General features: G+C 62.0%; 19 protein-coding genes. 10 read left to right on the top strand and 9 right to left on the bottom strand.

The window, feature by feature from the left end; genetic code table 11:
* Both QM649_RS10645 and QM649_RS10640 read right to left on the bottom strand, forming a co-directional pair.
* The coding region (locus tag QM649_RS10645; RefSeq protein WP_415199020.1) for a permease prefix domain 1-containing protein at positions 1-756 on the bottom strand (756 nt) is incomplete at its 3' end.
* Positions 757-770: 14 nt separating this feature from the next.
* Positions 771-1,115, bottom strand: coding sequence for a PadR family transcriptional regulator (locus QM649_RS10640; protein ID WP_415199019.1), 345 nt, complete (start codon positions 1,113-1,115; stop codon positions 771-773).
* Positions 1,116-1,352: 237 nt separating this feature from the next.
* On the opposite strand from QM649_RS10640, the gene QM649_RS10635 reads away from it, so the two are divergent.
* Complete coding sequence (locus QM649_RS10635; protein ID WP_415199018.1) at positions 1,353-2,063, top strand: GntR family transcriptional regulator; 711 nt, start codon at positions 1,353-1,355, stop codon at positions 2,061-2,063.
* Positions 2,064-2,146: 83 nt separating this feature from the next.
* Here QM649_RS10635 and QM649_RS10630 read toward each other — a convergent pair whose 3' ends face one another.
* On the bottom strand, positions 2,147-3,313 hold the full coding sequence (locus QM649_RS10630) for a potassium channel family protein (RefSeq protein WP_415199017.1): 1,167 nt from the start codon (positions 3,311-3,313) through the stop codon (positions 2,147-2,149).
* Positions 3,314-3,400: 87 nt separating this feature from the next.
* Between QM649_RS10630 and QM649_RS10625 the strand changes: the two genes are divergently transcribed.
* Genes QM649_RS10625 through glmM form a run of 3 tightly spaced genes read left to right on the top strand, consistent with a single transcriptional unit; the run spans position 3,401 to position 6,438 of the window.
* Positions 3,401-3,628 carry a DUF2905 domain-containing protein gene (locus QM649_RS10625; RefSeq protein WP_415199016.1) on the top strand — a complete coding sequence of 76 codons (228 nt, stop codon included), beginning with the start codon at positions 3,401-3,403 and terminating at the stop codon, positions 3,626-3,628.
* 18 nt (positions 3,629-3,646) lie between these two features.
* Positions 3,647-5,092 carry an exodeoxyribonuclease VII large subunit gene (gene xseA / locus QM649_RS10620; RefSeq protein WP_415199015.1) on the top strand — a complete coding sequence of 482 codons (1,446 nt, stop codon included), beginning with the start codon at positions 3,647-3,649 and terminating at the stop codon, positions 5,090-5,092.
* Positions 5,089-6,438, top strand: a complete 1,350-nt coding sequence (gene glmM / locus QM649_RS10615) for a phosphoglucosamine mutase (protein ID WP_415199014.1) — start codon at positions 5,089-5,091, stop codon at positions 6,436-6,438. Before xseA ends, glmM begins: the two co-directional genes overlap by 4 nt.
* A 73-nt stretch (positions 6,439-6,511) precedes the next feature.
* Here glmM and polA read toward each other — a convergent pair whose 3' ends face one another.
* The 3 genes from polA to QM649_RS10600 all read right to left on the bottom strand — a co-directional run bounded on the left by polA (position 6,512) and on the right by QM649_RS10600 (position 11,456).
* Entirely contained in the window at positions 6,512-9,241 is a 2,730-nt protein-coding gene (gene polA / locus QM649_RS10610; protein WP_415199021.1) for a DNA polymerase I, read from the bottom strand.
* A gap of 115 nt (positions 9,242-9,356) precedes the next feature.
* A complete protein-coding gene (gene queA / locus QM649_RS10605; RefSeq protein ID WP_415199013.1) occupies positions 9,357-10,412 on the bottom strand; it encodes a tRNA preQ1(34) S-adenosylmethionine ribosyltransferase-isomerase QueA in 1,056 nt (351 codons plus the stop codon).
* A 27-nt stretch (positions 10,413-10,439) separates the two neighbouring features.
* Positions 10,440-11,456 carry a mechanosensitive ion channel family protein gene (locus tag QM649_RS10600; RefSeq protein WP_415199012.1) on the bottom strand — a complete coding sequence of 339 codons (1,017 nt, stop codon included), beginning with the start codon at positions 11,454-11,456 and terminating at the stop codon, positions 10,440-10,442.
* A 102-nt stretch (positions 11,457-11,558) separates the two neighbouring features.
* On the opposite strand from QM649_RS10600, the gene QM649_RS10595 reads away from it, so the two are divergent.
* Complete coding sequence (locus QM649_RS10595; RefSeq protein WP_415199011.1) at positions 11,559-11,930, top strand: hypothetical protein; 372 nt, start codon at positions 11,559-11,561, stop codon at positions 11,928-11,930.
* A gap of 28 nt (positions 11,931-11,958) precedes the next feature.
* On the opposite strand, the gene QM649_RS10590 is transcribed toward QM649_RS10595, so the two are convergent.
* The gene (locus QM649_RS10590; protein ID WP_415199010.1) at positions 11,959-13,158 is read right to left on the bottom strand and encodes an FUSC family protein; all 1,200 of its coding nucleotides are present in this window, start codon (positions 13,156-13,158) and stop codon (positions 11,959-11,961) included.
* Between the two features lie 135 nt (positions 13,159-13,293).
* Between QM649_RS10590 and trxA the strand changes: the two genes are divergently transcribed.
* The 3 genes from trxA to QM649_RS10575 all read left to right on the top strand — a co-directional run bounded on the left by trxA (position 13,294) and on the right by QM649_RS10575 (position 17,405).
* On the top strand, positions 13,294-13,740 hold the full coding sequence (gene trxA / locus QM649_RS10585) for a thioredoxin (protein ID WP_415199009.1): 447 nt from the start codon (positions 13,294-13,296) through the stop codon (positions 13,738-13,740).
* A gap of 105 nt (positions 13,741-13,845) precedes the next feature.
* Positions 13,846-16,290, top strand: coding sequence for an ABC transporter permease (locus QM649_RS10580; protein ID WP_415199008.1), 2,445 nt, complete (start codon positions 13,846-13,848; stop codon positions 16,288-16,290).
* 158 nt (positions 16,291-16,448) lie between these two features.
* On the top strand, positions 16,449-17,405 hold the full coding sequence (locus QM649_RS10575; protein WP_415199007.1) for a VWA domain-containing protein: 957 nt from the start codon (positions 16,449-16,451) through the stop codon (positions 17,403-17,405).
* On the opposite strand, the gene QM649_RS10570 is transcribed toward QM649_RS10575, so the two are convergent.
* Entirely contained in the window at positions 17,399-18,100 is a 702-nt protein-coding gene (locus tag QM649_RS10570; RefSeq protein WP_415199006.1) for an outer membrane beta-barrel protein, read from the bottom strand. The genes QM649_RS10575 and QM649_RS10570 overlap by 7 nt on opposite strands.
* A gap of 227 nt (positions 18,101-18,327) precedes the next feature.
* The gene (locus QM649_RS10565; protein ID WP_415199005.1) at positions 18,328-20,970 is read right to left on the bottom strand and encodes a PBP1A family penicillin-binding protein; all 2,643 of its coding nucleotides are present in this window, start codon (positions 20,968-20,970) and stop codon (positions 18,328-18,330) included.
* Between the two features lie 485 nt (positions 20,971-21,455).
* Between QM649_RS10565 and QM649_RS10560 the strand changes: the two genes are divergently transcribed.
* A complete protein-coding gene (locus QM649_RS10560; protein ID WP_415199004.1) occupies positions 21,456-22,739 on the top strand; it encodes a sensor histidine kinase in 1,284 nt (427 codons plus the stop codon).
* 123 nt (positions 22,740-22,862) lie between these two features.
* On the top strand, positions 22,863-24,614 hold the full coding sequence (locus QM649_RS10555; RefSeq protein ID WP_415199003.1) for a proline--tRNA ligase: 1,752 nt from the start codon (positions 22,863-22,865) through the stop codon (positions 24,612-24,614).
* The last annotated feature ends 26 nt before the right edge of the window (positions 24,615-24,640 follow it).

Here is a 24,640-nt window from a genome sequence, read left to right as displayed (position 1 = left end):
GCCAACAATCGAAGCGTCGCCTCCGAAGTCCGCCTGCCACGCCGCATAGCTGACGATCGCTACCGGAGCGGCGGAGGGCTGATCGTCGGCGTCAGTAAAAACACGGCCTGCGAACGCCCCAACACCAAAGGTCTCGAAGTAGTTGCCAGAGACAAACTCGCCGAAGCGCGATCTCGCCGGGCCTTCGCCGCGCCGCACGCTGAAGCGGCTAAAGCCCGCCTCCATCGCGGCCAGTTGCTGAAACTCCGGGGTCGTCTCCCGAAGATGGCGATAGAAACCGTAAGAGAAGATGTCGACGCTCCCATCCGGATTCTCCAGCCCGTTGGTAAAGCAACAATCCCCGACACCATCCCCAACGCGGACCAGCCGCGCCGGATCGCTGACAGGCAGCGACCGCAGCAGGATCGCATGGACCAGCGTGAAGATCGCGGTATTCGCACCGATTCCGAGCCCCAGCGTCAGAACCACGATTGCGGCAAAGCCCGGAGCACGCCGGATCTGCCGAAGTGCGAAGCGAATGTCCGCAAGAATGCTTTCCACCGTGGGCCACTGCCACGCCTCGCGGCTCCGCTCTTCCATCAGCGCCACGTTGCCAAAGGCTCGGCGCGCAGCCTGTTCCGCTTCCTCGCGAGACAGGCCCTCGTCCATCAGCTCGTCGACCTTCTCCTCAAGGTGCTCCTGCATGGAGACAGCAAGGTCGTCATAACGGCGGCGGCGAAACAATAGACGCAAAAAGAACGAACGGAAGGTGCGCACAGGCGGAACTCCCCTCAGGCTTGCGAAATGGCGAGGACACGGGTGATACCGGCGAACATCCGCTCGAAGCTCGAAAGCTCCTGCTCAAGATGACGGAGGCCGGCGTCCGTCAGGCGGTAAATCCGGGTGGGGCGATTCTTGGCGGATATACCGGCCTCGCACTCAAGCCAGCCCTCGCGAAGCATCCTCTGCAACGCCGGATAGAGCGAGCCTTCCTCGATCTGTAGCAGGTCTTCCGAGACCTGCTGGATGTGCTTTACCAGTGCATATCCATGCATGGGGCTCCGGCGGAGCGACTGGAGGATCATCGCTTCAAGCGCGCCGGGAAAAAGATCGCGGGAGGCAGAGTTTCTTGGCATGGCTGGAATATTAGCTCTAAATACCTATTTTTAAAATAGGTATTTTAAGGCGACATTTCATTGCAAAAACCAAAAATGGCAGCCGCGATGTATTCAATGGTGGTGAAAAAGGGGCTAAGTCGCGTATGCTGAGCGGTTAGTAGCTCCACGAAACCAGTCATTTTCCGGGGAAGAATGCGAGAGAAGGCAAGCAGCTCGGCCGCCACAAAGGCGGGCTCCAAGGGTAAAAAAGGCGGAATGGGAAAGGCGGCGAAGGCCGAACACGGCACCAGCCTGCTGACAGCGTTCCAGCAGATTCGTGAGCTGATCGTGCATGGCAAGCTGGCTCCGGGAACGTGGATTGTGGAAGGCGACCTGGCCGACCGCCTGGGCATGAGCCGTACGCCGGTTCGCGGCGCGCTGCACTGGCTGCAGCGCGAGGGGTATGTCCTCGAGCAGAAGAGCGCCAGCAAAACGCGCATGTTCGTAGCTCCGCTCACTAAGGACGACGCGCGCGAACTCTACGCGATCATCGGCCGCATGGAAGGCATGGCCGGCCGCGAAACAGCCAGGCTGCCCGAGGCAGACCGCAAGGAGATCGCGAAGACTCTGCGGGAGATCAACCAACAGCTGCACGACATCGTAAAAGATGGCCGCCCGTCGGCTGCAGGCGGCATCTTCGACCTCGACCGGCAGTTCCACCGCACCATCGTCGTTTCAAGCGCCGGCCCACGGCTCACCGTGCTGCACAACGCCATTGAGCCGCAGGCTGAACGCTACTGGCGGCTCTATGCCAGCTCCATCATCAACGACCTGCATATTTCGCTCGAGGAGCACGAAGAGATCATCCGGGCCATCGAAGCGGGCGATGCCAATCGTGTAGAGAAGGCGTTGATGGCAAACTGGGCCAACGGTTGCGAGCGCCTCGAGCAGGTCATCGAAATGTTCGGCGAACGCGGCAGTTGGTAGAAGCCACATTCAGTCAGCATTTGAGGCAATGCAAGGGCTTCCTTCCGAAGCCCTTTGCCTTTTTCGCAGCTAAAAATCCGCAGCTAGAAAATATGGTGCTCTTCGTCGTTAACGACAACCGGCGCAACGACGCTTTCCGCCGACGCCGATTCAGCCGCTGCGCGAACGCGCGCCACGGAAAGCCAGTTGTCGCGGTACGGACGATCCGCGACCCAAGGCGGCAGCGACATGCAGAGATAGCGGCTGAGTGCGTTGGCATAGCCTTCATAGAGCGCACGCATCGCCGCCAGGCGGGCCATCGAATCGCCATCCCTGCAGACGCGGATGCCGGACTCGCATAGAAGCCGATACAGCACCTCGAAACGCTCGGGCGGCAGGCGATCGTCCGTCTGCTGCGTAGGTGACAGCGAAAAGATCTGTGCGATATCGACCAGCGCGTGGCGCGCAATGGCGAAGGTAAGCTGTGCCTGCCGTGCGGCGTGGTCCTGCACGCCGGCAATCATCAGCGCGCATACGTCGAGGATCGCCGTGAGCGCGGAGAGCCAGCTCTGGTTCGAATGCTGGGAGCGGAAGTAGCAGAGCAGCGGGTAGGAGATATGGCTCTCCAGCAACTCTGCCGACCAGCGCTCCCACTCCACCAGCAGAATGTTCAGCGCGTCGCTCCCTCCGGGGAACGCGTGACGGCGCATCAGCTCAGCCGCAGTAGGCGGCGAGCCCGCACGCGCATCCAGCAGCGAGATGCTGGCCTCGCGCTTCGAGAATGCGCCATAGAGGACCGGGAAATATCCGATGACCAACGCAAGAAAGCCGAGGCCAATGCCTGATTCAACCACGACGCAGGCCCGCGCCCATGGCGAGTGGGGCGTAAGATCGCCGAGACCGAGCGTAAAGATCGTGGTGCCGCTGAGATAAAGGTCGGACCAGAAACCGGGACGCACCGCAAGCGGGTCCTGGATCTGCGAGTTCAGCGAGGCATAAAGCAGAGCGAAGCCGAAGAGCAGGGCGGCCGCCCAGATGAGGATAAGCAACAGCAGAGAGAGCGGGCCGTAGTAGCTCAGCATCGTCTCGCGCTTGCGCGCATCGCGGATCAACCCTGCGATCATCGCCCACGGACGCCAGGTGAGCGCATAGTGCACATTTGTGATGCGGAAACGGCCGACCGCCCGGCGCGGCACAATCACCGTCTGGAAGGCGTCAAAGAGCGCGGTCACAAGACATGCGATTCCGGCGATGAAAAAAAGGATATGCAAGAGGACGATCTCCGCGAGCGCCGCTTGGCGCTGGGCCAGTGTACGTCATCACAGAAAGAAAGCGGTTAGTCTGAAAGCGGAGCACATGTGATCAACGGCCTGGCGCGGATGCTGGTAAAGCTTGGATTGCTGCTGATCGTGGCAGGAGGCGTCGTCTACCTGCTCGATCGCATCGGTCTGCGTCCCGGGCAGATGCCCGGCGATCTGGCATGGCGCAGGAAGAATGTCGCAGTCTACTTTCCGCTCGGCACGTCGATCCTGCTGAGCATCCTGCTCTCGCTGGCTTTCTATCTGCTGTCGCGCTTCCGGCGCTGATTTCCTCATGCCGGACGAGTGCTCCGCACGCATGTAGACTGGGAAGTCGTGGGAGTACCGGAACAGCAGAGCCGCCGCGGAGCGCAGCTCGGATTCAGCTTCGAAGAGGCACCAGCGCCCCAGCGGCGCGTATGGCGGGTGGGCGACCTGAACGCGCAGTTGCGCTCGGAGATCGAACGCAGCTTTCAGGACATCTGGGTCGAGGGCGAAATCTCGGACCTGCGCATCGCCGCCTCCGGCCATGTCTATTTCAACCTCAAGGATGACGGCGCACAGCTTGCGGTGGTGATGTTCCGCCGGCAGGCAAGCTTGCTGCGCTTCCGACCCGAGGACGGCCTGCACATCCTGCTGCGCGGGCGGCTCACCGTGTATGAGCAGCGCGGCTCGGTGCAGATTGTGGCCGAGCACCTTGAGCCCGTCGGAGCAGGCTCCCTGCAGATGGCCTTTGAGCAGGTGAAGGCGCAGCTGCAGCGCGAAGGCCTGTTCGACCAGGCGCGCAAGAAGCCGCTCCCCGCATTTCCTCACTGCGTCGGCATTGTCACCTCACCTTCCGGCGCGGTCATCCGCGACTTCCTGAATGTTGCCGGCAGACGACACGCAGCGCTCAAGGTGCTGCTCTATCCCGCTCTCGTGCAGGGCGACGGCGCAGCCGCGGAGATCGCAGCCGGCGTTCGTTATTTCAACCAGTCGCGCGAGGTGGATGTCATCGTCGTCGCGCGCGGCGGCGGATCGCTCGAAGACCTGATGGCCTTCAACTCCGAGGGGCTGGCCCGTGTCATCGCAGCCTCTGAGCTTCCCGTCGTCTCAGCAGTGGGGCACGAGACAGACTTCACCATTGCCGACTTTGTCTCTGATCTGCGTGCGCCAACTCCTTCTGCGGCGGCAGAGCTCATCACCGCTGCGCAACACCGCATTGAAGAACAGGTCGAGGAACTATCGCTACGGCTCCAGCGCGCGGCCCGCTATGCGCTGATGCGCGCGCGTGACCGGCTCTCGCGCATCTCGGCACCAGCGGCGCTCGCGCGATTTGAAGACGCTCTGCAACGCCGGCAACAACGCATCGATGAACTGATCCTGCGCATACAGACGCAGCTTGGACGCAGGCTGCAGCGCGAAGCATCACGCCTGCAACAGGTGACAGAAAGCTTGATGCGGCACGATGTGCGGCATCGCCTGCGACTGACAGCAGGCCAACTCGACGCGCTCAGTGGGCGCCTTGCACAGGCGCAACATGCAGGTTTAGAACGCAGGCGCGCGCGCGTCGAAGCACTGGAACGCATGCTGCACTCACTCTCCCCGCTCGGCGTACTGGAGCGCGGCTACGCACTGGTCTATGACGATCAGGGCGGGCTTCTGCGCTCGGCACGCGAGGCTCAGCCAGGGCAGACGCTGCGCACGCGGCTGGCGCATGGCACGGTGGAGAGCCGCGTCACCACAACATCAGAGGAAGCGACGACAGAATGAGAAAGCTTTTTGGCACCGATGGCATTCGCGCCGTGGCAGGCCAGGCCCCGCTCGATGCGCACACGATTTTCGCAGTGGGCGTAGCGCTGGCACACCAACTGAAACCCGTAGCCGCGCAGCCTGCAGTGATCCTCGGCATGGACACGCGCGAGTCGAGCGACTGGATCGCGGCGACTCTCGCTGCCGGCCTTCGTGAAGGTGGCGCAAGGGTCGAAAGCGCAGGCGTGATCACAACACCGGCCATCGCTTTTCTCGCGCGGAAACACGGTTTTGCGGCCGGCGTGGTCATCTCGGCTTCGCACAATCCCTGGCATGACAACGGCATCAAGATTTTTGGCGGCGACGGTTACAAATTAGCCGACGAAGTGGAATTGCGCATCGAAGACGAGATCTTCCGCCAGCTCGAATCCGTCTCAGCCCCGGATACTTCGACGCTCAAGGCCCCGCCTGTCGAGGCAAAATATCGCAAAGACTACGAGGCTTTCCTGCTCTCCGCTGTCCCCGGACTCGAACTCGGCGACCTGAAGATCGTGCTCGATTGTGCGAACGGCGCAGCGTCTGCTCTCGCTCCTGAACTCTTCGCACGCCTCGGCGGCAAGGTCGTGCTTACGCATGCGAACCCTGATGGACGAAACATTAACGATGACTGCGGCGCCCTGCATCCAAAGACCGTTGCAGCAGAGACGAAAGCGCAGAGCGCGGATCTCGGCGTGACTTTCGATGGCGATGCCGACCGCGCACTCTTCGCCGATGCGAACGGCAACGTCGTCAACGGCGACGGCGTGCTGCTGCTTGCGGCACGTGACCTGAAAGCACGCGGACTCCTGCGCAAGGAAACCGTGGTTGCTACGACGATGTCGAACATGGGCCTCGAGGCGGCGCTGCGCCGCGATGCGATTGCGATGCTGCGCGCCCCTGTCGGCGACAAGTATGTGCTTGAGCGCATGCAGGCCGAGGGCGCATCGCTCGGCGGCGAGCAGTCCGGGCACATCCTCTTCCCTCACCTCGCCACGACAGGCGACGGTCTGCTCACGGCGCTTGTGGTTTTCGATATCGTCCGTCGCAGCGGCAAGCCGCTGCACGAGCTTCTCGCCGACCTGAAGGTCTTTCCGCAGGTGATCCTGAATGTAAAGGTGCGCGAGAAGAAGCCGCTGCACGACAGCGCGAGCATCGCCGCAACGATCAGCGCGGCAGAAGCGGAACTCGATGGCAATGGCCGCGTCGTTGTGCGCTACTCAGGCACAGAGCCGCTGGCGCGCGTCATGATCGAAGCCGAGTCAGAAGAAGCGATGCGGCGGCACGCAGAAGCCATCGCCGATGCGATCCGCACGGAACTTGGCGCATAGCAATTCCGTATGAAGCGAACGGCGGCCGGAATCATTTCCGGCGGTTGTTTGCTTTTGCAACTGTTGTGATGACTTACTTCAGATCCCGCCAGTTTGCGCCGATACCTACCTCGGCTACCAGCGGCACGCTGAGCTCGATCACGTGCTCCATCTCGTGCTTTACCAACTGCTCAACCTCGATGACCTCGGCTTCCGGCACATCGAAGAGCAGTTCGTCATGAACCTGGAGGATCATGCGTGTTGCCAGCTTGCGCGTTGCCAGTTCAGCATCGATGCGAATCATCGCGAGCTTGATGAGATCCGCGGCCGTGCCCTGCAGCGGTGTGTTTACTGCCGTGCGCTCGGCAAAGCCACGCAGGTTTCCGTTGCGGCTCTGGATATCCGGAATCGGACGCACACGCCCGAAGATTGTGCGCACCCTCTGCTCTGCGCGTGTGCTTTCAAGCAGTGAGTCGATGAAGGCGCGCACGCCCTTATAGCGCTCGAAGTATGTTTCGATGTAGAGCCGCGCTTCGTTCTGCTCGATGCCAAGCTGTGCTGCAAGTCCGAAGGGCGAGATGCCGTACACGATACCGAAGTTCACGGCCTTCGCGCGATTACGGGTCTCCTTGCTCATGCTTTCGGCAGGAACGCCGAAGACCTCGGACGCGGTGAGCGTATGGATATCCTTGTCCGTGCGATACGCCTCGACCAGCAGCGGATCAGCAGAGAAATGCGCCATCAGGCGCAGCTCGATCTGCGAATAGTCCGCAGAGAGCAGACGATTGCCCGGTGCAGCGATGAACGCCGCGCGAATCTCGCGGCCTAGCTCGGTACGGACAGGAATATTCTGTAGATTCGGATTCGTCGAAGAGAGGCGCCCCGTTGCCGTGCCCACCTGGTTGAAGGTGGTGTGGACGCGGCCTTCCGCATCTGCGAGCAGCGGAAGCGAATCGACATAATTCGACTTCAGCTTGGCCAGCTGGCGATATTCGAGCACGAGGCGCGGCACCGCATTATGCTCCGCGAGCTCTTCCAGCACATCCTGCGCAGTCGAAACGACCTTACCCTTGCCGTACTTGAGCGGCTTGGGCAGGTTCATCTTGTTGAAGAGTACGTCACCAAGCTGCTTCGGAGAGTTGATGTTGAAGCGATGCCCGGACTGCGCGTAGATATCCTCGCCCACACGCTGCATCTCGGTGGAGAGCGTCTCGCCCATGCGATTCAGCAGCGCGGAGTCAATGCGGACACCGGCCTTCTCCATGCCAAGCAGGATCGGAACCAGCGGAAGGTCGATGGTCTCATAGAGACGGCGCTCTTCCAGCGACTGCACATCCTCGCGCAGCGTGGGCGTCAGCGCATAGATTGCATGGGCCGCCTCGGTCAGCTCATGCTCGCCAGCCTCGCGCAGCGGCGTCGTGCTGAAGCGCGCAGCCACGTCGCTCAGGCGATGTGTGGTGTGCGTCGGATTGACGAGATATGAGTAGAGCATCAGGTCGTCCTGCGCTCCACGCAGCGTTACACCATGCGCTTCCAGCGTGCGCAACGCGCCCTTCAGATCATGCACGCGCTTGGAAATGCTCTCGTCTTCCAGCAGGGCCTTCATGGCATCGAGCTCGACCAGCAGCGCTGCCTCCGCCCCAGCCGCCACGGCTACCTTGTGCTTCGCAGGCTCCAGAGTATTCCCTTGCTGCTCTGCCTGATCCTTCTCTGCCTGCTCGACAAGATCGAGCAGCGACATTGTCTTGTACACCGGCTCGCGCTCTTCGATCGCCTCCGTCTCCTGCTCCGAGACCTGTTCCGAAGCAGACTCGAGTGCAGACGCACCGACAGCAAGGGCAAACCCGCCTGCTCGCGCAGCCTTCTCGAAGGTTGCAAACTGCTCCGGCGTGGGCTCCAGAAGATGCTCGTAAACCTGCGTGGTGACAGCCGGCGCTAGCTCCTTCAGCATCGTGGTGAATTCAAGCTCGGTAAAGAGCTCACGGCACGCAGCGACGTCAGGCTCAGTCGTGCGCATCTTTTCAAGGTCAAGCTCAATCGGCACCGAGCAGTGAATCGTCACCAGCTCTTTGCTCAGCATCACCGTATCGCGGTTGTTCTCGAGCGACTCGCGATACGTCTTGCGCTTCACCTCCGAGGCGCGATCGAGCGCGGCCTCGACAGAGCCGAACTGCTGGATCAGCTCAACGGAGCCCTTATCGCCGATGCCGGGCGCTCCGGGAATATTGTCGATAGAGTCGCCGCGCAGCGCCATCACATCGATCACCTGCTCCGGCGGCACACCCAGCGTCTCGACAACCTTTTCGCGATCGAGGACGAGATTGTCCTTCGCGGGATTGAGAATCTTCACGCGGTCGGTGACGAGCTGCAGCATGTCCTTGTCGTTCGAAACGACATAGACCGGATGTCCCGCTTCCGCGGCCTTCCGGGAAAGCGTGCCGATCACATCGTCCGCTTCGAAGCCCTCAGCCGAAACGATCGGAATATGAAAAGCCTCGAGCGCACGGCGGATGTAGGGCAACTGCTGTGCAAGGTCCGCTGGCATCTCGGTGCGATTGGCCTTGTAGCCACCGTACTCTACCTCGTCGAACTGCTGCGTCTTGATATTGAACTTGCGCACGGTCGTCATCGTCTTCGCACGCTCATCGCGGAAGACGGGCCCGCTTAAATCGAAGACTGCGGCAAAGTATTCGGGACCGAAGTCCTTGCGCAGCTTGTTGATCATGTTCACGAAGACATAGGTCGCGGCGGTGGGAACGCCTGTGCGTGTGGACATGGGCCGCTGCCGCTGCATCGCGTGGTAGGCACGGAAGATGAAGGACATCGAGTCGAGCAGATAGACGGGCGCGGCGGTGTTGGCTACGTTAGACACCTGTTGAGTCTACCGCTTTGGGGCGAGGAATTCCCTGCCCCATACCAACTCAAGCCGCGCGTAACACTTACGAGAGAAACATGCAGTCACCATAGGAGAAGAAACGATAGCGCTCCGCCACAGCGTGCCGATACGCCGCCAGCACGTGATCCCGCCCCGCAAGTGCGCTCACCAGCATCAGCAGCGTGGACTGAGGCAGGTGGAAGTTGGTCAGCAGCGCATTTGCCGCCCGGAATGTGAATCCAGGTGAGATAAAGATGTTCGTACTGCCCGCATGCGGCGTAAATTCTTCGCCCTGCCGCGCGCAGTGCTCCAGCGTGCGCACGGTCGTGGTCCCTGCGGCGACGACACGCCGTCCATCCCTGCGCGCGGCATTCAACGCGTGTGCAGTCTCCTCCGGCAGCGTGTAGCGCTCGGTGTGGAGATGAATGTCCTCCAGCTTTTCCACGCGCACAGGCTGGAAGGTTCCAAGGCCGACATGCAGCGTGACATAAGCCACTTCAACCCCGCGCTGGCGAATGCGCTCGAGAATCTCCGGCGTAAAGTGCAGACCCGCAGTGGGAGCGGCAACCGAGCCGCGATCCCGCGCAAAGACCGTCTGGTAGCGTTCGCGGTCGGAATCGGCATCCTGCTCGCCGCGGTGAATATAGGGCGGCAGGGGAATGCGCCCGAGAGCTTCGAGCGCGGCGAAGAAGTCAGGCACCGGCGCGAAGCGCAGCGTACGCTCGCCAAAATCGCCGCGGTCCAGCACCTCGGCACGCAGCTCTCCATTACCGAAGACCAGCTGCGTGCCTGCGTGCATCTTGCGGCCGGGGCGCACCAACGCCTCCCACACCCATTCCTCGCGCAGCGTGGTGAGAAAAACCTCGACGCGGCCAGTATGTTCGGCGCCCGAGGCAGCGTCGACGCGGCGACCGAAGAGACGCGCTGGAATGACGCGGCTGTTGTTGAGTACCAGCAGATCGCCCTCGCGCAGCTGCTCAGGAAAATGCGCGAAGGCGCTGTCCTGCCAGTCGCCGGTGTCGCGATCCACAAGCAGCATGCGCGCCCCTGAGCGCTCCGGAGGCGGCTGCTGGGCGATAAGTTCTTCAGGAAGTTCGTAGTCGAAATCTGTAACGAGCACTGCTTCGATTTTATCTAGAGCGCGTCGCTACATGCCTTCGCCAGTAAAGGGATTCACGTCCGTCGTCTTTGCTGAGGTGGGATCCGGTTTGGCAGTGGCCGCCGGAGTCGCATGGCCCGCGGCTGCTCCAGCGGACGTATCGCCCGGGTTCGCGGAGAAGACGCGGAGCGGATCGCCCGGCAGCATGCCGTGCTCGGCAAGCGCGATGCGAATGCGGCGCTGCGTTTCCCGCATGGCCGCCCACTGCTGGTTGGCCTTGGTCCGCAGCTGCACCGGATAAATCACCTGCGAGCCCTTGATGGCGTCGACGCCAAGCAGCGTGGGGTCGGCGAGGTAGACGTCCTTGTACGCAGGATCGGTACGCACACTCATCGCCACGTCCTTGAGCAGCTTCATGACTTCGTCGGGATTGGCGGAAAAATCCACCGAAACGCTGATCGTGGCCACGGAGAAGTCGCGGGTAAGGTTCGCGACCGTGGTGATCTGCGAATTGGGGATGACATAAAGCGTACCGTCTCCATCGCGAACCATGGTTTTTCGCAGCGACATGGCCTCGACCGTGCCCGAGAGGCCGGCAATGCGAACCACATCACCGATGCCATACTGGTTCTCCACCAGGACGAGGATGCCGTTCAGGCAATCCTTGAAGATGCTCTGCGCCGCGAGACCAATGGCGACACCGGCCACGCCGGCCGAAGTGAGCAGCGGCTGCAGGTTGAAGCCAAGCAGAGGCAGGATTTCGAGCGTCGCGATGAAAACGATAATGCCCACGCCAGTCGCCCGGATCACCGAGGTCAGCGTCTTCACCTGCACAACATGGCCGGGGCCCGAGGCGGCATGGCGCTCGGCCACGGTCACGACCCGGCGGGTGACCACATTGAGAATGCGCGTAAGAATCCAGGCGCCCAGAGCCGTAACGAGGATCTTCGGCAGGACGCTGTGCAGAAACTCCTGCAGATCCCCGAGCCACTCGGTATTCAGCGACTCAAAAAAGCCGCGCGGAGTGGAAACGAGCTCAGAAAGAGGATGAGTGAGTGGGTGCATTGCAGATTCCTGTTCCTATAATGATCGCAATTTTCGTACGGCTATGGGCAGATCGCCGCACAGGCACCGGTTTGCCCGTAAACGATGGCCGGGAGGTGAAGCATGCGAGTCAGAGTGTTCGATGCGGCAGCAAGCTGCGCAGTGGCTTTTGCGTTGGCCGTTGGAGCGGCCGCCCAGCAGACACAGACCATCCAGCCGAATACCTTCCCGGCAACGGAGGTTTCAGGCCCTGCAAACAGTCCGGCCAGCCCAGGCAGCATGGGCATGGAGGAAAAGCTGGCGCGGCAGAGGAACTCCGACCGTCAGCAGAAGATCGTGGACGACACGGCCCGCCTGCTGACGCTGGCCCAGGAGCTCAAATCAGAGGTCGAAAAGAGCAACAAGGACCAGCTCTCGATCGATGTGGTGAAAAAGGCCGAGGAGATCGAGAAGCTGGCCAAGACCGTGAAGGAGAAGATGCGCGACGGTCAGTGAGCTTAACTCCGGATTTCCCATCTTCGCGTCACGCCTGGGTTGGAGTCTGTGTCTGCGCGAGCCGGAGTGACCAGAACCGCTTGCGGCGGTAGAGAACCACCAGTCTCACCGATAGGGCGATCGCTCCGCCGATCGCAGTGCAGAGAGCACGGCGATGCGCAATTTCATCACTGGGCGTCGCGTTTAGTGAAAGCAGGAAGACGATGTACCCCGTGATGCAGACGGTAAAGAGCGCGTAGTTGATGTTCATGGTGGCGTACGCCAGCCATGCGAAAACAATGCTGAAGACCACGATCCACGCCTGCGAGGGCTGCAGCCAGCCAATGGCCGCCGAGAGCAGATAGGCCCCGGCGATGGTGCCCACCGTACGGGCAATGGCGCGGCTCGCCGTATCCGCAAGCCCTGGCTTGAGCACCAGCATGGCCGTCATCGGGATCCAGTAACCGCTGGAGAAATGCAGCCGGCGGTAGATCTCCGTGCTGACGCCGATCACGACCATGAGCCGCAGAGCGTAGGGGATCACGGAATTGTTGATGCTGCGCGTTTTGAGGTGCGAGGAGAGCTCGACTACCATCGTCCGCAGCGCCTCACGCTCGGCGCGGACGTAGTGTCCCATGCGGACCAGATCCTGCCGCAGCTGGCTCCACAGGCGCAGCAGCAGCGTGGAGCAGAGCACCTGGACGCCGCCTCCGGCCAGCAGCAGCAAGGCGCGGATAAACGCCGCGTGCGGAGTGAACGGGAAGGCCGAACCGACGAGCAGCGTGGTGACGCACTGTTGCCCCACCCATCCATAGCCGCCCTCGCGGCTGGTAAGCATGCCGTAGCCGAATCCCCAGAACGCTGCCAGCGGCACCAGGATGGCATTTTCGTGCCCGGCAATCATGCCGATAAAGGTGGAGAAGGCGATGCCGAACGAGGCAAGAATCATCGGCAGCAGCCGCGACTGGTCGATCTGCTGCTTGGCTCCAAAACCGACGGTAGCGGCACCGCCGGCGGAAATGAGCGCCGCCCCCGGGTGGCCGGCGAGGATTCCGGCGATCAGGCAGATCGCCACCGGCACGACAAAGACCAAATCCGCGGCAAAGGTCTGCTTCTTCCAGTCGAAGACCAGCACATCCTGCATGTAGGCAGGGACAGAATGCGGCTCCGCAACGGTCGCAGCCGGATTTGCCGCGGGGGTGGTTTTCTCGGGATGCGACTCGGGAGTGCTGACAGGACTTGAAAACATCTTCTCTGAATAGGATGGCACGAAGCCGGATCCGCCGGACATCCGGCCCCTGAACCTGCTGTGGCGCCACGCGCATCTTATAGGATGCAAAGGCTCGGCGGGGCAATGTGGATCCGCCGGCAGGAAAGAGGGACCATGGCAATTGTAGAAACGTGCGGGCAGTGTGGAACGAAGAACCGTATCCCGGTGGAGCACATGGCGGATACCGGTCGCTGCGGCAACTGCAAAGCGTCCCTGCCTCCGGTCCATGCCGCTATCGCCGCTGACACCGCGCTCTTTGACGAGATCGTCAGCAAGGCGAAGGTGCCGGTGCTGGTCGACTTCTGGGCAGAGTGGTGCGGTCCCTGCCGCATGGCGGCTCCGCAGGTCGCCGAAACAGCCAGACAGATGGCCGGACAGGCGGTAGTGCTCAAGGTGGACACCGAGGCGCATCCGCAGCTGGCGGCGCGTTATAACGTCCGTGGAATCCCCAATTTCGCGGTCTTCGCCGGTGGCCGCCTGGTCCATCAGCAGGCCGGGCTGGTCGGCGCCGATCAGATGACGCACTGGCTTCGCGAGGCCTCGGCGGCAACCACCCGCTGAATCCCTTAGGAAGCCGTTTCAGAATCACGCAATAAGAGGAAATTTACCGGCCAGCGGAACGTCCGCTGGCCGTTCCGCGTACTGCCCTGCATTGCGGAGGGGCATATGCGTGAGGAGCTAAAGGCCTGGGGTGCCGCGCTGCGGCGGCTGAACAGAATGCCGGGGCTGACGGCCACGGTCGTCATCTCGGTGGCGCTGGGGATCGCAGCCAATGCCACGATCTTCGCCATGATCAGCCGCTTTGTGTCGCGTCCCGCGCCGGTACGGGATGCAGCCTCGCTGATTTCCATGCACAGCATGCCGGGAGGCGCCTGCTGCAGCAATTTCTCCTGGCCCTTGTATGAAGATGTGCGAGACCGCACGTCCGCGTTCTCCGGCGTTGCCGCCTATGACGAACTCATCCCCTCCTCGATTGGCGGCAACGGCGAGCCGGAACGGGTATGGGGACAGTCCACCACGGCCAATTATTTCGATGTCGCGCAGACACCCATGGCTGCCGGACGCGGGTTTCTCGCGTCCGAAGAGCGCTCCGACGTCGTAGTGCTTGGGTACCAGCTCTGGCAGCGGCGCTTCGCCGCCGACCCGTCCATCGTCGGCAGAAAGGTTCTGCTCTCTGGCCGCCCCTACACGGTGATTGGAATCGCCGGAGCAAACTTCCGCGGACTCGACTTTGTTCTTGACCCGGAATTCTGGATTCCCATGGGCCATCTCGAAAGCTTTGCAGCGAATGTGCCCGCGCGAACCTCTCGCACCTCGCACTGGCTCGGTATCATTGCGCGGCTGAAGCCGGGAGTGACAAAGCAGCAGGCGAACGCGGAACTGGCAACATTGGCAGAAAACCTGGCCCGCGAATATCCGCAGAGCGATGCACGAGGAGGCTTCCGCTTTGAAGACGCCGGCTCCCTGCCCCCGGGCGACCGCGAAAGCGTGCTTGCCTTCCTCGCAGCCCTGCTTGTCGTCGTACTGCTGGTGCTGGCCATTGCCTGCGCGAACGTGACCAACCTGCTGCTGGCGCATGCTGCCGGACGGCAGAAAGAGATGGCCATCCGGCTGGCGCTCGGCTCCTCGCGTCGGCACCTGCTTGCTCGCGTGATGCGTGAGAGCGTGCTGCTCGGCGTCGCTGGAGGCGTGGCGGGAGCGATGCTCTCACTCTGGGCCACGTCGGCGCTCTCCGCCTTTCATGTGCCCGCACCCGTGCCGCTCGACCTGACGATCGGTGTGGACTGGCGCACGCTGGCCTTCGTCTTCGCCCTGAGTGTAGGCAGCGGCGTGCTCTTCGGCATGGTTCCGGCCTGGGTCGCTTCACGGCCAATGATGATCCGCGCACTCAAGAATGAGGACGCCCTCGAACGGCCCGGACGGCGGATTACCCTGCGCGCCATCCTCGTCGTCTCGCAGGTGGCCATGAGCCTGGTGCTGCTTTGCGCGACAGGGCTTTTCCTGCGCAGCCTCCAGCATGCCTCCTCAATCGAGATCGGCTTCCGTCAGCGGGGCGCGCTCATGCTCTCGGTCGATCCTCGCGTCCACGGCTATACCCCTGCGCGCACCGTGGCCTTCCTCGATGAACTGCGCGAACGCGCGGCTCATGTCCCCGGCGTCCTTTCGGCCGCGGCCACGGATCAGGTCCCGCTCGCAGGCGGCAACCGCAGCGACGGTCTCCAGATCGAAGGCCGCAGCGGGGAACAGAATAAAGACTCAAACACGGTCCCATCGGCCGAGCTGTACATGGCCTCGCCCGGCTACTTCGAGACCATGGGGATTCCCATCACCGCCGGACACGGCTTTGGACACGAAAGCGCCGCGGACGAAAAGGTCGCGGTGATCAACCACAACTTCGCCGAGAAGTTCTTTGCCGGTGAGAACCCGGTCGGCAGGTACGTGCGTGATGGCGATACCCGCTTCCGCATCATCGGCGTCGCCGGAGACATCAAGTCCCGCACGCTCGGCGAGCAGCAGCGGTATGTGCTCTTCCGCTCGCTGGCGCAATCGGTCGACTACGATCCCTCCTTCCTCGGCTATCAGATCATTGTGCGCACCGACGGCGATACCGCAGCGGTGACCTCTGCACTCAGACAGCAGGTGCATGCGCTCGATGCAGCGATGGCCGTCTACGATATCGAAACCATGCGGGAGCACCTCGAAAAGGCGCAGTTCCTGCCCCGGCTCGCAGCTACGCTCTTCAGCGTCTTCGGTGGCATCGGACTGGTGCTGGCGGTGCTCGGGCTTTACGGCGTGCTCAGCTATGCGGTGAGCCGCAGGCGGCGGGAGATGGGCATCCGTCTGGCGCTCGGGGCGCGGCGAGGCGATGTGCTCGGGCTCATCGTTCGGCAGGGCCTGTGGCTGACGGCCATCGCCATGGCTCTTGGACTGCCGGCAGCCTACGCACTTGCGCGCTTTTCCAGCAGTTTTCTCTACGGCATCGATCCGCATGACCCGCTGACCTTCGCGACGGTGCCCGTCTTCCTCACCCTGGCAGCCATCGCGGCCTGCTGGATTCCGGCACGGCGAGCGTCGCGGGTCGATCCACAAACCGTCCTGCGATATGAATAGATTGTTGCTGGAACGTGTACGTGGCGGGGCGGGTGTGCGTCTATCTGTGAGTATCCTGAGACCAGCATGCCTGCCCACCTCTCCCGCATTCGCGTTCCGAAAAAGCTCCACCCCTACAGCAATGGCAAAGTCGAGCTGACGCCGGACCGGGACTTCGCATGAGGCTCAGGACGAAGCGCTGCCTCCTCGCCATCGCAGCAGGCTGGACGCTCGCCGGCGTCTGCGCCCTGGCCCAGGCCGTGCCAGATGTCTCAGCTCCTCCGCAGGGGCCATCGCTGCCGCCGATCCAGGTGAACGTGCGGCTGGTCAATGTGTTTGTTACGGTGACGGATACGAACGGCGCGCCGGTTCCAGGCCTCGAAAAGACTGATTTCGCCCTGACCGAAGACGGCCACCCTCAAAAAATTGCCTTTTTTGAACGAGATACCGAGATGCCCCTGTCCATTGTGCTGGCCGTGGACACCAGCGGCAGCGTGCATAAGGATCTGGGAATCGAGACGGCGGCAGCACACCACTTCGTCCACGCGCTTCTACGGCCAACCGACCAGCTCGATCTGATGGACTTCAATTCGGACGTGCGTGAGGTTGTGCCGTTCACGAACAACCTTCACCGTATCGATTCCGGACTCGAAAACCTCTCCACCGGGCCAGCGACCGCACTCTATGACGCGGTTTATCTCGCCTCACAAAGCCTCGCGACGCACCGTGGACGGAAGGTTCTGGTGCTGATCTCGGACGGTGGGAACACGGTCAAGGGTACAGGCTATCCGGAGGCGCTCGAGCAGGCGCTGCGCGGCGAGGTGATGGTCTACAGCATCATCGACCTGCCGATCCTGGCCGACGCCGGACGCGACACGGCAGGCGAACACGCCATGATCACTCTCTCCGAAGAGACAGGCGGCAAGTACTATTACGCCAATGGCGGAGACCTCGAGACGATCTTCCGGAAAGTCTCAGAGGATCTGCGAACGCAGTACCTGATCGGCTATTACCCGGCACGCCGCGTGGCCGACGGGCAGTTCCGGTCCATCCAGGTGACACTGACTCGCCCGCCGGCGGAAGCCAGCCCGTACGTCGTGCGGAACCGCACGGGCTACTATGCAGCGGCTCAGTAACTCTTGCCGCGATGGTGAATGCCGCGCATGCGGTAGACCACACCAGCGGACGCGCCGAAATGGGCTGACAGGCCGCCACCGTTCGGAGACCACTTGAAGTCATCCATGACAACTTCCGGCTCGATGCGGAAGGCCCAGTGGTTGTTCACTGCGAAATCTGCCGCTCCACCGAATGAGCTTCCCAGCGCCGGCTGATCCTTATACACGCCTACGGCCTCAGGATCGACATACTCACCGGACGTCGTCCGGATATTGCCGTTGATCTGGTTGTACTCCGCACCGACAAACGCATGCAGGGACAGGTTGAGGTGCTCGTTCCTCGCGTAGCGATACTCCGGGCCGCCCATGTACATGTACTCGTCGGTGGTAGGCCTATAGATTCCATAGGAGTTAGGAACGTTCACGTGCGCCGTGCCGAAGTAGCCGCGGCCGGTGCCGGCAATGCCCCAGTGGGAAGTAAAGAAGTAGGCTCCTTCGCCATTGAATCCCCAGAAGGGCGAAGTATGGCCGCTGCCCGGGCCCACGGAATAGGGCTTATACCCGATTCCGCCGAAAATCTCCCAGCGGTGTTCCGAGATCGGATTCTCCACCGGGGAGGTGGGGATGTAGTTCGTCAGGGCGCTCTCAGCGGAGAGAACCGGGGAAAGGCAGAAAGCAGCAGCACAAAGAGCAGTAGAGAGGAGAGTTTTGTTCACTACCAGACCTCGTGGTCGAATCGCTCAGCGTACGGGCGGTCGGCGACAACAATTTATTTGCATCCACAGTCACAGTAGCGGGAAGTGCAGGAGTTTCGCGTCACCCGTTGGTATGCGCGAAACAACTAGTTAGTCATCAGTATTTTGAGGGAAGCGCATTACCTTTCCTGTATACCGCGCGAACTACCTTCTGTCTCATTTTTCAGCAGGAAGGCAACCAGTGCCGGCTACTGGGGAGTAGCCGGAGGCTGAGGCTGGTCGGTCTGGTCGTTATTGTCCTTCTTACTACCGCCAAAGAGCCTGCGGAAGAAGCCGGGCTTCTTTTTGGGCTTGTCGTCGGTGACAGGAGGCTGCGCCTGGGCGGTCGGCTGGGGCTGCCCGGCTGGAACAGGAGTAACCGGCTGAGGAGCCGGGGTTTGCGCCGCCGGGGTGCTGGGAGGCGTCGCCGGTTTCTCCCCTAGACCAAAAATCCGCTGGAAAAGATTGCGCTGGTCGCCATTGGCGTGGTCGCAGGTGTCGGTCGGCTGGGTCCCCTCGAGGAAATATGCCGAGTAGTCGGAGTCCGAGCAGGTGGCGTCGGCAAGAAGGTTCGTTGCACGGTCGAGGGTCACCTGCACAACCCCCTGCGGCGGCACAAAGTCCTTTGTGTCCGAGTATTGCGGCAACGCGATGGCCCGCTTCATGAAGTCGGCCCAGATGGGAGCCGCGGCATGTGCGCCTTCAATCTTGATGTCGGAATAATCGTCATTACCGACCCATACGATGGTCAGCAGGTTCGAAGTAAACCCAGCAAACCAGGCGTCATGCGAGGTGCCGGTCTTGCCTGCGGCAGGAGCCCGGAAGCCCATCGAGCGCACCCCGGCTGCCGTGCCGTGGGGGTCGTTCATCACGGCCTCCATCAGACCAAGGGTCAGGAAAGCCGCCCGGGGATCGAGAATCGGCTTGGTCGTTGGCGTATAGTCCGCAACCGGATCGCCATTCGGATGCCGCACCGAAGCCACCATCCACGGATCGATCTTGACGCCGCCATTGGCGAAGACCGTGTAGGCTCCAGCCATCTCCAACGGGGTCGAACCATAGGCGCCGATGGCCATCGCCGGCGTGCCGCGCGCGGACTTGATGCCGGCATCCCGCGCGAGAGAGGCAACATTGTTATAGCCCACCATCTCGGCCAGCGAAATCGTGGGATTGTTGAGCGAGCGATAGAGCGCCTCGCGCGCCGTCACCTCGCCGAAATACTTGCCTTCAAAATCCTTGGGCGAATAGGTCTGGTTTCCGGCAAAGGTAAAGGTGGTCTGCTGATCGTTCAGGATCGTGACAGGCGAGAATGTAGCGCTCACTCCGTCTGAATTGGTCAACTGCGCCCCCGCCAGGCTCGTGTTGAATGCAGCGGCGTAGACGAAGGGTTTAAAGATCGAGCCGGTCGGACGGTTGGAGACCGCGTGATTGAACTGGCTGGCGCCGTAGTTCCGGCCACCGACAAGCGCCAGCACCTGGCCGGTATGCGGATTGAGCGCTACGATCGCGACCTGCGGATAGACGATGGGAGACTCATCCCCTGCCTTCACGCGGCGGGCGTGCAGGCGCTCCACCTGCTCGTCGACGTTCTTCATCTCCTCGTTCACCGCCTCGGTGGCAGCACGCTGGAGTTCTGGGTCGAGCGAGGTGTAGATGCGCAGACCCTGCTGGTTGTAATCGGCGTCGTTCAGCCGCTGCGCGAGCTGGTCGCGGACGAGATCGACGAAGTACGGAGCCTCACCGGCATCGACTGCGCCGGGGGCGAGCTTGAGCGGCGTGGCTTTGTACTCTTCGGCCTGCTCCTTCGTAATGGAGCCCGTCTCGACCATGGCATCGAGAACAACGTTGCGACGCGCAACGGCGCGCTCAGCGTGGCGATAGGGGTTCAGGCGGCTTGGGCTCTGGATCAAACCAGCCAGAAGTGCGCATTCCGGCACTGTCAGCTGGCGCACGTCTTTGCCGAAGTAGGCCTGAGCGGCCTCGCCGAAGCCGTTGACCGAGAAGCTGCCACGTTGCCCGAGAGGCACCTGGTTGGCGTAAATCTCGAAGATCTTCTGCTTGGAATAGTGATTCTCCAGCTGGAAGGTGACCAGGATCTGGCGGACCTTGCGCGAAAACGTGCGTTCCGGCGTAAGAAACATGATCTTCGCCAGCTGCATGGTGAGCGTCGACGCACCGCCGGCAAAGCGGCGGTCCCCGCGCAGATCGTGCCAGGTCCAGCCGAGGATGCTGTAGTAATCCACGCCGCCGTGCTCGAAGAAACGACGATCCTCGATCGACGTCACCGCCTGCACCAGAGTCTTCGGCAGGTCATCATAGGTCACGATGCGGCGCTTGGCGCGGTTCTCGTCGGAAAGGTCGGTAATCAGCAGCGGCTCAAGCTCATAGGCCGCAAGCTGCTGGCCGTTGCTGCCGGTGATCTGGCTGATCGACCCGCTGTCGAAGGTGACGGTCGCCGCATCGGGCGCGTGGAAGGACTGCGGCCCTGGATGAATCGTGATGCTCTCGGCGCCCGCGGTGAAGGTGCCCATGGGCGAGGCCGAGCCTTCGCCATCCACCGTATAGCCCGCGCTGCGCAGTTGCTGCTCGATGTAGCGAACCGTGTACTTCTGACCCGGACGTAGCTCCGTCGGCGCAGCGTAGATCTTCGCCGTATTGGCAAAGAGCGGCTTGGCCAGCCGGTCATCCACGATGTGCTGATACTTGAAGTAATAGAAGGAGAAGACCGCAACAAAGAAGACAACAACAATGCCGACGACCGCGCCGACTGCCAGTAAGACCCTGCGCGTCAGCCAGGACTTACCGGATTCAGATCGCGCCTCGGGCGCCGCAAACTTTATCTTTACCGCCAAGCGTTTCTCTCCCTCTGCATTCTATCGACTCCGCGACTCCTCGTGGCCGGCGAGGGTACCGCTGAAGACCGGGGCAGCATGCGGAGAATGAGCGGCAAACATAAGAAAATAAAAGTCAACCTCTCTACCTCCCGTAAAATTGGACGGTAGATACCCCGTCCGGCGAAATACATCCATGCGTCACTTCGGTCAGCTTCCGGTATCAGCGGCCCCTGGGGATTGCAGCCCTGGTAATTGGACGGACGGAAGAAGTCTCTGACGCTCGGATGCAGGAAACGAGGATGGCGGCAGTGGACAGGGAACGATGCCGTACCTCCTGCCCGGACCGCTGACGCAATCATTCAAGCCCATGGAGACCGAGGAGAGATCCGCGCTATGATCCAGCGGAGTAAAAATGCTCTCGCTGACATAATGGGAGCACCAGTCCTGGAGTTTCAGACCCCCTTGCTGCAGTTGGAAAGACAGACCCGAGCCTGGTGAATGCCTTGAAGAAAGTAATCGCTATCCTGTGCGGCGGGCTGCTGGCCATCGTGGCCCTGATATGGAGCGGGGTTCTGCCGCAGCTCTTCTCCGCGCGATACGTGCCCCATCGCTTCTGCTATCTGGCGAGTCCGGGGCTGGTGTGGACGAACGCCATCAGCGACGGCCTGATCGGCATCTCCTACGCTCTCATCTTTGGTGGACTCTTCTGGGTAGCCTACCGGCTGCGGCACGTGGCTGCAGTGCGCCGCTATCTCTGGATCTTCCTCTTCTTCGGCACTTTTATCGTCGCCTGCGGCGCGACGCACTTCATGGAGATTGTGACGGTGTGGTGGCCGGTGTATCCGCTCTCCGCCACGGTGAAAGTGCTGTGCGCAGCAGCCTCCGTGCCCACGGCCATCCTCTTCACGCGGGCCGCGCCCCAGCTGGCAGAGAGCGTGCGCCGGTTCCTCAAGATGTATTCCACCACCCGGAAGGAACGGGAACAGGCGCTGAACATGCTGATCGCCTCGGAGAAGCTGGCGGTCGCCGGACGCCTCTCCGCCGCCATCAGCCATGAGGTTCGCAACCCGCTCGATACCGCCGCAAACCTGACTTACCTGGCCGCGACCGATCCGCGCCTGCCCGCCGACCTCGCCGCGATGCTGCAGACCGCGCGCGCCGAGCTGGAGCGGGCCAGCGGCATCGCCGACAATATGCTCTCCCTCTTCCGGCCCGATCCATCCCCCGCGCCAACTTCGGCAAGCCTCGATGATCTGGCCGGGGGCGTGCTCGAACTGCAGCGCTCGGAGCTGGGCATGCGTGGCATCCGACTCGAGACGCGGATGCGCCGCGGGGCCAAGGCGCAGATTTACGCCTCCGACATGCGCCAGATCCTGATCAACCTGATCGAAAATGCGGCAGCGGCCCTCGGACACGACGGCACCATCTATCTGCGTATCCAGCCCCGGCATCTGCCACAGCAGGAAAAGCGTGGAAATGGGCATGCAAATGCCGGCTATTCCATCACCGTTGCGGACACCGGCCCGGGCATTGCGCCCTCGCACCGGTCGCGCCTTTTTCAGCTCTTTTTCACGACGAAAGGCTCCGCAGGCACCGGCGTGGGCCTGTGGCTGGTGCGCTCCATGGTCGAGCGACACGGAGGCCGCATCCTGGTGCGCTCGCGCACTGCGGCCGAAACGCCGAGGCACGGGACTATCTTCAATGTGTGGATTCCACTTATCCCGGCTGAGCGCGAAATACTCTCTACACCCGAGCCCATGGTCGCCGAAACGGCGAAGGCATTCTGAGCCGCGCCGGGCCCGTCCAAATCGGAGTGGGCAGCTACAATAAAGGCTCCAACAAGACTCTACGATTCGTCCGGCGGCAGGAGATTCTTCTCCGGCTGCGGCGGGAAAGATAGCAGTTCGTTCATGCAACGCTGGTCCAAGATTTTTGTTCCGACCCTTCGTGAGGCTCCGGCGGATGCCGAAGTCGCCAGCCACAAATTTCTGCTGCGCGCCGGTTACGTGCGGCAGCTGGGCGCGGGCATCTACTCGTACCTGTTCTTCGGGAACCGGTCGATCCAGAAGATCGTCGGGATCGTGCGCGAGGAGATGAACACCATCGGGCAGGAGTTCCTGCTGCCCGGCATCATGCCCTCGGATGTGTGGGAACAGAGCGGGCGCTGGACGACCATGGGCCAGAACATGTTCCGCCTGCAGGACCGCAAGGGCGCGTGGCTCTGCCTCGGCATGACGCACGAGGAAGTCATGACGGACATCGCACGCAAGGAACTGCGCAGCTATAAGCAGCTGCCGCAGATCTGGTACCAGATCCAGACCAAGTTCCGCGACGAGCCCCGTCCGAAGTCGGGCCTGCTGCGCGTGCGCCAGTTCATCATGAAGGACAGCTACTCCTTCGACCTCGACGCAGCCGGACTCGACAAGAGCTTCGATCTGCACGACGCCGTCTATCGCAAGATCTTCTCGCGCTGCGGCCTGTCCTTCGTCTCGGTCGAAGCCGACTCAGGCGCCATGGGCGGCACACAGTCGCAGGAGTTCATGGTCTACACCGATGCCGGTGAGGATCTGATTGCCAGCTGCCCGAACTGCGGTTACGCGGCCAACATGGAGAAGGCGACCTCGAAGCTCGGCGCGGTAACCGAGATGGAGCCGACCGGCGACGGCCTGCCAGAACTGGTGCACACGCCGGGCAAGGCTGCCATCGCCGATGTGGCCGAGTTCTTCCAGATCGACGCGGCCTCGGACATCAAGACCGTCGCCTACATGGCGGAAATTCGCGAAGGCAAGGAGGCGAAGTGGGTCCCGCTCGTGGCCTTCCTGCGCGGCGATCACTTCGTGAATGAGACCAAGCTTGGCGGCATCGCCGGCGCATCCGACCTACGTCCGATGAACGGCGAAGAGCTCGAGAAGTACTTCGCGGGACCTGCCGGCTATCTCGGCCCTATCGGTCTCAACGTCGCGAAAAAGCTGCATGACGGCGGAGTCAACGTCATCGTCGACCTCGGCCTCGAAGGCCGCAAGAACCTCGTCGGCGGCGCGAACAAGCTCGACTACCACTTCCGCAACATCACGCCGGGCCGCGACTTCACCTGGACGCTGCTTGCGGACATCCGCAATGTCGCCGAAGGCGAAGGCTGCCCCCAGTGCGGTACGCCGCTCAAGGTTGCGAAGGCGGTCGAGATCGGCCACATCTTCAAGCTCGGTTACAAATACTCCGAGAGCATGGGCGCGCGTGTACTCGATCCCAACGGCAAGGAAGTTACGCCGATCATGGGCAGCTACGGCATCGGCATCGAGCGCATCCTCACCTCGTGCATCGAGCAGAACAACGACGAGAACGGCTTCTGGCTACCGCCGTCGATCGCGCCGTTCGAAGTGGTGGTGACGCTCACCAACATCAAGGACGAAGCCCTGGTGGAAGCGGGCTCGAAGATCGCCGCAGAACTCGAAGCTGCGGGCTTCGACGTGCTGCTCGACGATCGCGACGAACGCGCCGGCGTGAAGTTCAAGGACGCCGATCTCGTCGGCATCCCGTACCGCGTAACCGTCGGCAAGAAGATCGCCGAAGGCAAGGTGGAGCTAGTGACGCGCGCAAAGGCTGCCGGCGAAGATGTTGCCGTAGCCGACGTGGTTTCTCACCTCAAGTCGCTGGTCTCGTAACCGTCACCATCGTTTCTCTCTCAAAA

Source organism: Silvibacterium sp. (genome assembly GCF_047605705.1).
GTDB lineage: Bacteria > Acidobacteriota > Terriglobia > Terriglobales > Acidobacteriaceae > Silvibacterium.
The sequence above is the reverse complement of the archived record's forward strand: the minus strand, read 5'-3'. Positions and strand labels throughout refer to the sequence as shown.